Here is an 11,850-nt window from a genome sequence, read left to right as displayed (position 1 = left end):
CTTGTTTATCTATAAGTCAGTAATGACTCATTTCAATTAGTAGAACCGGTCAATCACCCGAACTTCGTTCTGATTCTGCATCGAGGCCCAGGCCTGTTTCAGGGTTTGCAGAACATTACCGATGAAGTCCTTGTCGGCTGCGGCCTTCTTGCCGACATAGCCCTGGCCGCGACGGTACATCTTCAGTCGGGCCAGCAGGTTCTGGTTGTTCTGGTCGAACTCTGCTTCATGGGCGTGCGGCGACAGGCAGTCGATATGAACCTGGCCACATTTGCTGATCCAGAGAATATGGTTGTCGTGGCTGTCTTTCTTTGCAGCGAAGATACGAGCCAGTTCATCGATAGTTGGTTGATTGTTCAGATTCATCATAAAGCCCCTTGACCAATTGGTGATCTTTCAAAGTTGATTCGCTAATACAGGTAGCCCATCGGTTAGTTGATCCCTGGCACCGAAACCAGGACGTCAGCGTTCGGCCGCCTTATCGGGCGGGGTCCTGCGTCTGTTGCATGTAGTCGTGTTGAATAACTGCTACGCAATAGCGTCACAACGAAGAGAAGCGGCGAAAACCTTAAGGCCACTGCCGACGTTTTCAAGGTCGGCCACAAGCTTCATGAGGATTGCTCGCCAAGTCTTCTCGCCCTTGTACTGGACGTTCAGGCCAGGTCAGCTTCTTCAATCTGCCTTGTGGGCAGCGTGTATCCGGGAAAAACAGCTCGGCGGTCAGACGAGCTTGCTCAAACGTGTTGCCTGTACTCCCGATCGGGGAGACGTCTGCATCATGCAAGGGCAAATCGGAGGCGTCAACGGTTTTGTAGTGAATATTTTCAGTCACTACATATTGTCGGACAAAGCTGTTGGGAATTAGCAGGCGGAGTCGAAGGTGTGTCGGTCAGGACGACAGGGACGGACACTCAAAGCGGTAAAAAGTGCAGGGATAGCGGTCAACCACCTGCTGATGCAAGGTGAAACCGTCAACGTTGAGCCCCGGCATCACGGCGGCCCAGAACTGGCGTGCTGGCTGGTTCGCCTCGATGTGGAAAATCTGCCATTGACCGGGGAATTGACTCAAGAGGGTGGAAACGACAAATCGCGCGACACCCTGGCCACGGAAGCGTCGGCTGACAAACAGATAGCCGATGTTGTAGTCGGCACCGGGTAGATGGACCTGGTTATCCACGGTGACGAAGCCGGCCAGTTCACCGTCGACCTTGATCAGGAAGGGGCGGGTGGCCGGGTTTCGCCAGTAGTCGGGCATGGGCAGGATGTTGAACAAACCGTATTCGCCCAGTTTCAGCGGCAACCATTCGCTGAAGTCGTAGGTGTAGAACTGCATCAGGTTCTCGATGGTTTCCAGTTCATCGCGTTGGGCGGCGTGCAGTTCTATCGAAGGCATTCGAAGTGGCTCCTGATCGGCCAAGGGACACAACTGATTATGGCCGGCGTCGCACGATCCGTGGCGAGGGAGCTTGCTCCCGCTGGACCGGTCCGCGTTCGGGCGCAGCAGTCCCATTCACGTTGTTGGAGAGAAGGGCCGCTTTGCGGCCCAACGGGAGCAAGCTCCCTCGCCACAGGGTTCGCTGTAAGGTCTAGGTTTTGCTTGCCGGTTTTGCCCTGCGCTTGGTGCCGCTTGCTGGTTTACGCGGGGCGCCTTTTCGTTTTTTCTTCCAGGGGGCTGCAGCGGAGCCGCCGGGCGGTGGGCCGCTGATGGTCAGGCTCAGCCCGGCACAGCGACTGACCTGCTTGCTCATCCAGGCGGCCTGTTTGGTGACGAACTCTTCCAGGCTCATTTCGCCGCTTTGCACCATGTCCAGGGCCTGCTCCCAGATCGCCGTGGTACCCGGATCGGCGATGGCCCGCGGTACCGCGTCGATCAGGCTGAACGCGGCCGGCGTGGCGGCCAGGGCCTTGCCGTTCTTGACCAGGTAACCACGGTCGAGCAGGCCCTGGATGATCGACGCACGGGTCGCTTCGGTGCCGATGCCGGTGGTGTCCTTGAGCTTTTGCTTGAGCAGCGGGTCTTTCACCAGTTTGGCGACATTCTTCATGGCCTTGATCAGGTCGCCTTCCGTGAACGGCTTTGGCGGTTGCGTCCACAGGTCCTTGAATTGCACGCCGGCCACTGTGCAATCGATGCCTTCGGCCAGGTTGGGCAGTGTCTGCGGTGCCGGGGCTTCGCGCCCCTTGGCCGGAGCCAGCGCTTCGGGCAGGGCGCGTTTCCAGCCCGGCTCGATGATCTGCTTGCCGACAGCGCGCAGGGCCTCGCCGGCACAGTCGAAGTCGGCCTGGGTGCGATCGTATTCGTGATTGGGCAGGAACTGCGCCAGGTATCGGGCGCGGATCAGGGTGTAGACCGCACGCTGTTTGCCCGCCAGCTTGTCGAGATTCTTCGCCGCAGCGGTGGGGATGATGCCGTGGTGGGCGCTGACCTTGGCATCGTTCCAGGCCCGTGAGCGCCGTTGCGGATCAAGATGATCGTGCAAGGCGTTCAGCGCTGGATCGGCCTGGCGCAGTGCCGCCAGAATGGCCGGTGCCTCGCTGTGTTGACTGATGGGCAAGTAGCCGCAATCACTGCGCGGATAGGTGATGACTTTGTGGGTTTCGTAGAGCGCCTGGGCGATGTCCAGGGTTTCCTGGGCGCCGAGGCCGAGCTTCTTCGAGCAGACTTCCTGCAGGGTGCCCAGGTCGAACGGCAGCGGGGCCACTTCGCGCATCCGTTCGGTGCGCAGCTTGATCACCCGCGCACAGGCCGCGCCGCTCATGGCGGCCGCCGCTTGTTGCGCCAATGCCTGGTTCAGGCAGCGGTCCTGATCGTCGCAAAGCTGCGACGGCGCGCGCCATTGCGCCGTGAACGCGGTGCCGTTGTGCTGTAACTGCACGTCGATGGCCCAATAGGGGACGGGCACAAAGTCGGCAATGCTGCGATCGCGATCCACCACCAGGCGCAAGGTCGGCGTTTGCACCCGGCCCACCGGCAACACGCCTTGATAACCGGACTGGCGCCCCAGCAGGGTGAACAGCCGACTCATGTTCATGCCGATCAGCCAGTCGGCCCGGGAACGCCCCAGCGCCGAGTGATAGAGGCTGAAGGTCTCGCTCCCCGGTTTGAGCGCCGCGAGGGCCTTGCGAATGGACGCATCGTCCAGCGCCGACAACCAGAGCCGGCGGATCGGCCCGCGATAGCGGCAATGTTCCACCAGTTCCCGGGCGATCATCTCGCCCTCGCGGTCGGCGTCCGTGGCGATGATCAGTTCGCAGGCTTCACCGAGCAGGCGCTTGACCGCCTTGTACTGGCTGGCGGTACGCGGCTTGACGGTCATTTTCCATTTTTCGGGAATGATCGGCAGGTCCGCCAGCACCCAGCGCTTGTAGCGCGCGTCGTAGGCATCCGGCGGTGCGGTTTCCAGCAGGTGGCCGATGCACCAGGTCACCGTGACGTCCGTTCCCAGCCAGCAGCCATCGCCCCGGCGCCGGGCGCCGAGGACTGCCGCGATGTCTTTGGCCTGGGAAGGTTTTTCACAGAGGTACAGCCGCATAACCACCATCGTCGATCAATGTGCCAAGGCTGCACAGAATGGCGCTTGACGGGCGATGGAGCAATCTTTATCTGTATGGATGTACAGCTTTGTGTGTCGCTCCCGTTCGGCTGCGAAGCAGTCGCGAGGGTAAAACTTGGGTTATACCTGATAAATCGTGGTTTCAGGTTTTGGGGCTGCTGCGCAGCCCATCGCGGGCCAGCCACGCTCCCACATCGATTTGCAGGTCCATCACCGTCATGAGGAACGTTTTCCATGAAAAGCTCCGGTCCTAGTCCTGTCATCACCATCGCCGAGCAGCCTGGCTGTCTGCTGGTGAGATTTCACGGTATTCAAGTGGCCGCCTCGGCGCGGGCCCTGGTGTTGCTGGAGGCCAACTACCCGCCGGTGTACTACGTGCCGCGAGAGGACATCGACGAGAAGTATTTCGCCCGCACCGACCACACCAGTTATTGCCCGTACAAAGGCGATGCCAGCTATTTCAGCCTGCAGGTACCGGGGCATGAAAGCGCCAACGCGGTGTGGAGTTACGAAGACCCCAAGGTGTCGGTGGAGCAAATCCGCGGTTACCTGGCGTTCTATCCGGATCAAGTGAAGTTCGAACTGCTTGATGCCGAAGTTTGATTGGAGCTGATCGCCGCGACGAGGGAGCCCGCTCCCTCGTCGTCAGGCATTGCTTCAGTTCTTGTCGAGATCGACGTTGCGCGTCTCACGCAGACAAATCATCCCCACCACCAGGCTCACCCCGGTGATCACCACCGGGTACCACAGCCCGTAGAAGATGTCCCCGGTGTACACCACCAACGCGAACGACACGGTCGGCAGGAAACCGCCGAACCAGCCGTTGCCAATGTGGTAGGGCAGGGACATCGAGGTGTAGCGGATGCGGGTCGGGAACAGTTCGACCATCAACGCCGCCAGCGGGCCGTAGCACATCGCGGAGATGATGATCAGTGCGACGATCAGCGCCACGATCATCGGTTTGTTGATCTGCTGCATGTCCGCCTGTTGCGGGTAGCCGGCGAGGGTCACGGCACCGCGCAGGGCGGCTTCGTCGAACCCGTCGATCTTCACGTCACCGACGCTCACCTGCACGCCACTGCCGGCCGGGGCCGCTGCGCTTTGGTACGGCAGGCCCTGCTTGACCAGGAAGGTCTTGACCTTGTCACAGGGGCTGTCGAATTTCGCCTTGCCCACCGGGTCGAACTGGAAGGTGCAGGTGGCGGGGTCGGCCATCACGGTGATCGGTGCCTGGCGGCTGGCCTGGTCGATGGCCGGGTTGGCGTAGTGGGCCAGGGTCTTGAAGATCGGGAAGTACAGCGCGGTGGCCAGCAGCAGGCCGATCATCAGCACCGGTTTACGCCCGACCTTGTCCGACAGCCAGCCAAAGAAGATGAAAAACGGGGCACCAATGGTCACGCTGACAATCAGCAGACCGTTGGCCACCGCCGGGTCCATTTTCAGGAACTGGGTGAGGAAGAACAGCACATAGAATTGCGCGGCGTAGAAGGTCACCGCTTGCCCGGCATTGATGCTGAACAGGGCGATCAACACCACCTTGAGGTTTTCCCATTTGCCGAAGGAGTCGCGAATCGGCTGTTTGCAAAGCTTGCCTTCTTCTTTCATTTTCACGAAGGCCGGCGACTCATGCAGGCTCATGCGAATCCAGGTCGAGATGCCCAGCAGCACGATGGAAAACAGGAACGGAATGCGCCAGCCCCAGACTTCGAACTGATCGCCGGTAAAGTAGCGGCAACCCAGCACCACCAGCAGCGACAGCAGCAGGCCGAGGGTCGCGGTGGACTGAATCCAGCTGGTGTGGAAGCCACGCTTGCCGATGGGCGCGTGCTCGGCGACATAGGTCGCGGCGCCACCGTATTCACCGCCCAGGGCCAGGCCCTGGAGCATGCGCAGCACCACAAGGATGATCGGCGCCGCGATGCCGATGCTGGCGTAGGTTGGCAGCAGCCCGACGCAGAACGTCGCCAGGCCCATGAGGACGATGGTGGCGAGGAAGGTGTACTTGCGCCCGATCATGTCCCCCAACCGCCCGAACACCAGCGCGCCGAACGGCCGGACGATGAAGCCGGCGGCGAAGGCCATCAACGCAAAGATAAACGCCGTGGTGTCGTTGACCCCGGCGAAAAACTGTTTGCTGATGACCGCCGCGAGGGCGCCATAGAGGAAAAAGTCGTACCACTCGAAGACCGTCCCCAAGGACGAGGCGAAGATGACTTTCTGGGTTTCCTGGCTGGTGCCCGCGCTGCGCACGGCCTCCAGGGTTTGAACGTTCTCTGACATACCGGTATCCCTCACAGTGATTGTTTTTGTTGTTCCACTGGTGTTGCGTGTTCCTTGCAGGGGTGATGCTCGATGTCCGTGAATCTAATGCGGTCCTTGTGGGAGCGGGCTTGCTCCGGGCGGCGTTCCGACGAAAGCGTCGTGCCATTCAACATCAATGTGAATGATCCACCGCCTTCGCGAGCAAGCCCGCTCCCACAGTTGATGTGTTTACAGAAGGGTTGAGGATCATCTGCGCAGCCTTCTCGGCAATCATCAACGTCGGCGAGCAGGTGTTGCCCGAGGTGATGCGCGGCATGATCGACGCATCGGCAATGCGCAGGCCGGGGATGCCATGGACCTTGAGTTGCGCATCGACCACGGCGTCGGCGTCATTGCCCATGCGGCAGGTGCCCACCGGGTGGAAAATAGTGGTGCCGATCCGCGCGGCGGCTTCGTGCAGTTGATCCTCGCTTTGCAGGCTGTCGCCGGGCAGGTATTCCGCCGGGTTGAAGGCGCGCAGGGCCGGGGCGGCGACGATGCGCCGGGTCAGGCGAATGGCGTCGGCGGCGACCCGCAGGTCTTCCGGGTGGCTGAGGTAGTTGGGTTGAATCAGCGGGGCTTCTTGCGGGTCGGCGGAGCGGATGTCCACCCGGCCACGGCTTTGCGGACGCAGATCGCAGACCGATGCGGTGAACGCCGGGAAGGCATGCAGCGGTTCGCCAAAGCGCTCCAGCGAAAGCGGTTGCACGTGGTATTCGAGGTTGGCTGTCGTCTGCTCCGGCCCCGAGCGGGCAAAGGCGCCCAATTGGCTCGGCGCCATGGACAGCGGGCCGCTGCGGTCATACAGGTAGCGCAGGCCCATGCCCATCTTGCCCCACAGGCTGCCGGCAATCTGGTTCAGGGTGCGGGCATTTTCCAGCTTGTAGATCAGCCGCAGTTGCAGGTGATCCTGCAGGTTGCCACCGACGCCGGGTAGTTCATGGGCGACGCCGATTCCCAGCCGTTCCAGCAGCGGGCGCGGGCCGATGCCGGAGCGTTGCAGGATGCTGGGCGAACCGATGGAGCCGGCACACAGGACGATCTCCTTGCGCGCCTTGAAGGTTCTCGCCTGGCCTTGCCAGCGTGCGCTGACCGCCGAGGCGCGGCCATTGTCCAGCAACACGCGGTCGACTTCGACACCGGTCAGTACGGTGAGATTGGGGCGCTGGCGAATGGGTTTGAGAAAGGCCTTGGACGCGTTCCAGCGGATGCCGGCCTTCTGGTTGACCTGGAAATAGCCGCAACCTTCGTTGTCGCCCTGGTTGAAGTCATCGATGCTGGCGATGCCGCTTTGCTCGGCGGCGCTGCGAAACGCATCGAGAATCGGCCATGACAGGCGCTGGCGTTCGACCCGCCATTCGCCCGCGGCGCCGTGGAATTCGGCGGCGCCGGCAAAGTGGTTTTCACTCTGTTTGAACAGCGGCAACACGTCTTGCCAGCTCCAGCCAGGGTTGCCGTCGGCGGCCCAGCGGTCGTAGTCGCCGGCCTGGCCGCGCATGTAGATCATGCCGTTGATCGAGGAGCCGCCGCCCAGCACCTTGCCGCGCGGGTAGCTCAGGGCGCGGCCTTGCAGGCCCGGTTGCGCTTCGGTCTTGAAGCACCAGTCGGTGCGCGGGTTGCCGATGCAGAACAGGTAGCCCACGGGGATGTGAATCCACGCATAGTTGTCGCGGCCGCCGGCCTCGAGCAGCAACACGCGATGCTGTGCATCAGCCGACAGTCGATTGGCCAGCAGACACCCGGCCGGCCCGGCCCCGACCACGATGTAATCGTATTCATCCAGGGGAGTCTGCATCCCTGACCTCGTGTTGTTGTTCTTGTTGTCTGTCATCCTAGTTGTTAGCTTTCGTCAAAAGAATGTTAGTTTTTGCGCAGCCGCTGTGCGTTTTTAAACAGTGTTCCGAACGGCAACGAACAAGGACGCTTCATGTTCGACTGGAATGACCTGCGGTTTTTTCTCGAATTGCAGCGCAGCGGGCGTTTGCTCACGGCTGCCCGTCGCCTGAACACCACCCACGCCACCGTAGCGCGGCATATCGAGGCCATCGAAAAAAGCCTCGGTACGGCGTTGTTCGTCCAGCATGCCCAGGGTTACGAGATGACCCCGGCGGGCGAGGCGTTGCTTAAACACGCCGAGGCGATGGAGAACGTGGCGCTGCTGGCCCAGGAGGAAATCACCCAGTCCACCGCGCCGTTGGGCAAGATCCGCGTCGGGGTAACGGAAGGGCTGGGCATCATGTTCCTGGCCAGTCGCATGAACGGTTTGTTCGAGCGCTATCCGGGGCTGGAGGTGGAGTTGGTAGCGGTGCCGCGTTTTGTCAGCATCCTCAACCGCGAGGCGGAAATCAGCATCCACCTCGAACGCCCGGCCGCCGACATGCTGGTCACCCGTAAACTCACCGATTATCGGCTGGCGCTCTATGCCAGTCAGGACTACCTCGACCGTTCACCGCCGTTGCGCACTCGTGAGGATCTGGGACGCCATGCGTGGATCGGCTATGTCGACGATCTGCTGTTCAGCCAGGAATTGATGTTCCTCAATAGCTTCTGTCGCAACCCGCGGGTGGTGTTTCACAGCACCAGCGTGATCGCCCAACAGCAGGCGGCGCGCTCAGGCCTGGGGATTGCCGTGCTGCCGTGCTACATGGCCAGTGCCGATCCCGGTCTGGTGCCATTGTTGCCGGACGAAAGCATCCAGCGCAGCTACTGGATCAGCACCCGCCGAGAGCTGCACAAATCGGTGCGGTTGCGGGTGTTGTGGGATTATGTGGTGGAGTTGTGTGAGCGGGAGCAACCCCTGTTGTTCGGCGAAAATCCCCCGTAGGAGCTGCCGCAGGCTGCGATTTTTTGACCTTGAAACAACAGAATCAAAAGATCGCAGCCTGCGGCAGCTCCTACGGTCGGCGGTGTTTCAAGGCGTGATTTCGAACGCCGTGCTGGCCAGCCGTTCACCATTCACCATGATGTGTACGGTGTGAACGCCCGCATAATGCCGGCGGGTGGTGAGTTCCTTGATCTGCTGGCCACGGCTGACGGCTTCGACGGCGTTACCAGGCAGCGTCAGCGCCTTGAGCTTGAACACCTTCGCCGAAGTGCTGCCGTTGGCCTTGACGTAATCGATGGCGTAGTCGATCACCAGGCGTTGACTGTTTTCTACCGTGGATTTGACGGCAAACGACAATGTGATCTTTTCTCCCAGGCCAATCACCGGCGGTTCGACTTTCACATCAACGATCTCGACCTCAGGCTTGCCGCCCGCGCCGATGATCGCCAGTGCCCGCCGGTTGCCCTGTTTGATCAGGCTGCGCAGGGCGTGTTTGGCGATCCATGCGGTGTGCCGGTTGTCCAGCGACCAGCCTTCGATCAGGTCCAGCACCCAGTCGGGATGATCCTTGGTGATGTCGTTGAGGTGGTTAGCCACGGATTTGCGCACGTACAGACTGGTGTCGGCCTTGAGGTTGTCGAGGATGTTCGCGGCCAGTGTCGGATCGGCCTGGATGGTCTCCAGCCGGAATGACCAGGGCAGGCGTGGCCGGCATCCTTCGCTGGCCAGGCGCCGCACATGCTCGTTGTCGTCCAGCGACCAGGCATGCATCAGCTTGAGCGAACGCTCGAGGTCACGGCGCAGAAAGTGACGGATTGCGAACTCCGAAGAGCCAAAAGCGGTGAAGTACTTCAGCGCGTCCATCGACTGCTCGAACGCATGGGCGCCGTAACTGGCGACGTAGTGCGGCAGGCACATGCTGACGAAGCCGCTGTTCAGGCGCGGTGCGAGGGCGCGCAGCACCTGCAGCGATGCCTCGTAGTCCAGGGGCAGTACGGTGTGCAGGCTCTCGCTGACCCGGGCCATGCGCTGCATGACGCTGAGGTCCGCCAGGCCGGACCGGGCCAGCTTCAGGAAACGTGCGGCCTTGAATGATGGATAGACCGCGGTCATTTCACTGGCGATGTGTTGGAGGCGCTCGGTGTTGAAGATTTCCTTGAGGGCGGGGGCAGGTTGGTCAGTCATGGTGGTTCCCTGGCAATTGTTGTTGATCCATCACACCGCGTCATCGTTCTTCGCGAGCAAGCCCGCTCCCACACTGGATCTCAGGTGCTCACAAATATTGAGCCTGGCAGATTACCCTTGTGGGAGCGGGCTTGCTCGCGAAGAGGCCCGAATAGTCACCTCAATTCTTGCCCGCTTGCTCCTGCAGTTGATCCGACTCGAACAACCTGGCCAGTTCAACCCGCGCTTCCTGCGCCGTCTGCATCACTTTCACCGCGTCGTCATACACCGCATGCTGGGCTTCAAGCACCTCTTCGTCGTGCTGCTTGAAGCGTTTGATCCGCGCATCGGCCTGGGCCTGGGTCAGCCCCAGGCCGATCAGGGTTTGCCGGCTCATTTCCAGGCTCGAATAAAAGGTTTCGCGCACGGCGTGGGCGCCGACGTCCATCAGCCGGTGTACATGCTGGCGGTTACGGGCCCGGGCGATGATTTTCATGTGCGGGTAGAGCTTGCGCACCAGTTCCGCGGTCTTGATGTTGGTGTCCGGGTCATCGGTGGCGATCACGAAATACTCCGCTTCCCCGACCTTGGCCGCGTTGAGGATTTCCGGGCGCATCGGGTCGCCGTAGAACACTGGCACGCCACCAAAGCTGCGGGACAGTTCGATGGTTTCCACCGAGGTGTCGAGGGCCACGAACTTGATGTTCTGTGCGCGCAGAATCCGCGCAACGATCTGGCCCATGCGACCCATGCCGGCGATCACCACCCGTGGCGCGTCGGCGTCGATTTCGCGGAACTTCTCCGGCACTTCCACCGGTTGCACCTTCGGGCTGACCAAGCGTGCGCAAAGTAGCAGCAACAGCGGCGTCACGGCCATGGACAGGGTGATGGTCAGCACCAGCAAGTCATACAGTCCGGTGGCGAACAGCCCGTGGTCGCGACCGATCTTGAACACCACAAAGGCAAATTCACCACCGGCCGCCAACACGATGCCCAAGCGGATCGCACTGACCTTTTTCAAGCCTCCGGCCAGGCGACCGACCAGGAACAGCAGCGGCAGTTTGATCGCGATCAGCAGCAGGGTCAGGCCCAGCACCGCCACCGGCATGCTCAGTAACAGGCTCAGGTTTGCGCCCATGCCGACGCTGATGAAAAACAGCCCCAGCAACAGGCCCTTGAACGGTTCGATCTGGGCTTCCAGTTCATGGCGATACTCGGAGTCCGCCAGCAGCAGGCCGGCGAGGAAGGCGCCCAGGGCCATGGAAATGCCGACCAGCTCCATCAGCCATGCCGTGCCGATCACCACCAGCAACGCCGTGGCGGTGGAGACTTCAGGCAATGCGGTCTTGGTCACCACGCGAAACACCGGCCGCAGCAGATATCGCCCGCCGATCACCACCACGGCGATGCTGGCCAGCACTTGCAGGCCGTGGTTCAGGTTTTCGCTGGCGCTGGTGCTGTGATCGCCACCGGCAAGCAACGGCACCATGGCGATCAAGGGGATGGCGGCGATGTCCTGAAACAACAGGATCGCGAACGCCAGCCGCCCGTGGGGGCTGGTCAGTTCCTTGCGTTCAGCCAGGCTTTGCAGGCCGAACGCCGTGGACGATAGCGCCAGGCCCAGGCCCAGGACGATCGCGGTGTTCAACGGCTGGCCAAACAGCCACAGCGCCACCACGCCAATCACCGTGCCGGTGAGCAACACTTGCGCCAGACCCACGCCGAACACTGACTTGCGCATCACCCACAGGCGTCGCGGCGACAGTTCCAGGCCGATGATGAACAGCAGCAACACCACGCCGAGTTCGGAAATGTTCGCGACGCTTTGCGGATTGTCGATCAGGCCCAGCACCGACGGGCCGATGATCACCCCGGCAAACAGATAGCCCAGAACCGCCCCCAGTTGCAGGCGCTTGGCCAAGGGAACGATGAGCACGGCCGCCATCAGAAACACGACAGCGGCTTGTAGCAGGTTGCCTTCATGGGGCATGAGAAAACTCCAGGACT

At 61.4% G+C, this 11,850-nt stretch carries 9 protein-coding genes; 2 read left to right on the top strand and 7 right to left on the bottom strand.

Translation table 11 applies throughout. The features are described from left to right. Positions 1-36: 36 nt before the first annotated feature. The 3 genes from ACMDB8_RS15240 to ACMDB8_RS15230 all read right to left on the bottom strand — a co-directional run bounded on the left by ACMDB8_RS15240 (position 37) and on the right by ACMDB8_RS15230 (position 3,533). Positions 37-366: a hypothetical protein gene (locus ACMDB8_RS15240; RefSeq protein ID WP_032829393.1), complete on the bottom strand. Its 330-nt coding sequence runs from the start codon at positions 364-366 to the stop codon at positions 37-39. A gap of 523 nt (positions 367-889) precedes the next feature. Further along, on the bottom strand, positions 890-1,393 hold the full coding sequence (locus ACMDB8_RS15235; protein WP_056727858.1) for a GNAT family N-acetyltransferase: 504 nt from the start codon (positions 1,391-1,393) through the stop codon (positions 890-892). Positions 1,394-1,586: 193 nt separating this feature from the next. Then, positions 1,587-3,533, bottom strand: a complete 1,947-nt coding sequence (locus tag ACMDB8_RS15230; protein ID WP_236709758.1) for a DNA topoisomerase III — start codon at positions 3,531-3,533, stop codon at positions 1,587-1,589. A 255-nt stretch (positions 3,534-3,788) separates the two neighbouring features. Here ACMDB8_RS15230 and ACMDB8_RS15225 point away from each other — a divergent pair, with 255 nt between their 5' ends. After that, positions 3,789-4,157 carry a DUF427 domain-containing protein gene (locus ACMDB8_RS15225; protein ID WP_008046975.1) on the top strand — a complete coding sequence of 123 codons (369 nt, stop codon included), beginning with the start codon at positions 3,789-3,791 and terminating at the stop codon, positions 4,155-4,157. 54 nt (positions 4,158-4,211) lie between these two features. On the opposite strand, the gene ACMDB8_RS15220 is transcribed toward ACMDB8_RS15225, so the two are convergent. Both ACMDB8_RS15220 and ACMDB8_RS15215 read right to left on the bottom strand, forming a co-directional pair. Next, positions 4,212-5,834: an MFS transporter gene (locus tag ACMDB8_RS15220; protein WP_056727853.1), complete on the bottom strand. Its 1,623-nt coding sequence runs from the start codon at positions 5,832-5,834 to the stop codon at positions 4,212-4,214. Between the two features lie 154 nt (positions 5,835-5,988). Further along, the gene (locus tag ACMDB8_RS15215; protein ID WP_409078757.1) at positions 5,989-7,650 is read right to left on the bottom strand and encodes a GMC family oxidoreductase; all 1,662 of its coding nucleotides are present in this window, start codon (positions 7,648-7,650) and stop codon (positions 5,989-5,991) included. Positions 7,651-7,782: 132 nt separating this feature from the next. On the opposite strand from ACMDB8_RS15215, the gene ACMDB8_RS15210 reads away from it, so the two are divergent. After that, positions 7,783-8,679, top strand: a complete 897-nt coding sequence (locus ACMDB8_RS15210) for a LysR family transcriptional regulator (RefSeq protein ID WP_056727849.1) — start codon at positions 7,783-7,785, stop codon at positions 8,677-8,679. 87 nt (positions 8,680-8,766) lie between these two features. Here ACMDB8_RS15210 and ACMDB8_RS15205 read toward each other — a convergent pair whose 3' ends face one another. Together ACMDB8_RS15205 and ACMDB8_RS15200 are read right to left on the bottom strand one after the other, a co-directional pair. Then, the gene (locus ACMDB8_RS15205) at positions 8,767-9,864 is read right to left on the bottom strand and encodes a DNA alkylation repair protein (RefSeq protein WP_409078758.1); all 1,098 of its coding nucleotides are present in this window, start codon (positions 9,862-9,864) and stop codon (positions 8,767-8,769) included. Between the two features lie 160 nt (positions 9,865-10,024). Beyond that, positions 10,025-11,833, bottom strand: coding sequence for a monovalent cation:proton antiporter-2 (CPA2) family protein (locus ACMDB8_RS15200; protein ID WP_056727846.1), 1,809 nt, complete (start codon positions 11,831-11,833; stop codon positions 10,025-10,027). Positions 11,834-11,850: the final 17 nt, after the last annotated feature.

It is taken from the genome of Pseudomonas monachiensis, assembly GCF_047345015.1.
GTDB classification, from domain to species: domain Bacteria; phylum Pseudomonadota; class Gammaproteobacteria; order Pseudomonadales; family Pseudomonadaceae; genus Aquipseudomonas; species Aquipseudomonas monachiensis.
This window is presented reverse-complemented; position numbering and strand designations above follow the sequence as displayed.

What these genes read in the sequence shown, in the direction of transcription:
- ACMDB8_RS15240 (WP_032829393.1), bottom strand. Translation starts at nt 366, where the DNA reads ATGAATCTGAACAATCAACCAACTATCGATGAACTGGCTCGTATCTTC.
- ACMDB8_RS15235 (WP_056727858.1), bottom strand. Translation starts at nt 1,393, where the DNA reads ATGCCTTCGATAGAACTGCACGCCGCCCAACGCGATGAACTGGAAACC.
- ACMDB8_RS15230 (WP_236709758.1), bottom strand. Translation starts at nt 3,533, where the DNA reads ATGCGGCTGTACCTCTGTGAAAAACCTTCCCAGGCCAAAGACATCGCG.
- ACMDB8_RS15225 (WP_008046975.1), top strand. Translation starts at nt 3,789, where the DNA reads ATGAAAAGCTCCGGTCCTAGTCCTGTCATCACCATCGCCGAGCAGCCT.
- ACMDB8_RS15220 (WP_056727853.1), bottom strand. Translation starts at nt 5,834, where the DNA reads ATGTCAGAGAACGTTCAAACCCTGGAGGCCGTGCGCAGCGCGGGCACC.
- ACMDB8_RS15215 (WP_409078757.1), bottom strand. Translation starts at nt 7,650, where the DNA reads ATGCAGACTCCCCTGGATGAATACGATTACATCGTGGTCGGGGCCGGG.
- ACMDB8_RS15210 (WP_056727849.1), top strand. Translation starts at nt 7,783, where the DNA reads ATGTTCGACTGGAATGACCTGCGGTTTTTTCTCGAATTGCAGCGCAGC.
- ACMDB8_RS15205 (WP_409078758.1), bottom strand. Translation starts at nt 9,864, where the DNA reads ATGACTGACCAACCTGCCCCCGCCCTCAAGGAAATCTTCAACACCGAG.
- ACMDB8_RS15200 (WP_056727846.1), bottom strand. Translation starts at nt 11,833, where the DNA reads ATGCCCCATGAAGGCAACCTGCTACAAGCCGCTGTCGTGTTTCTGATG.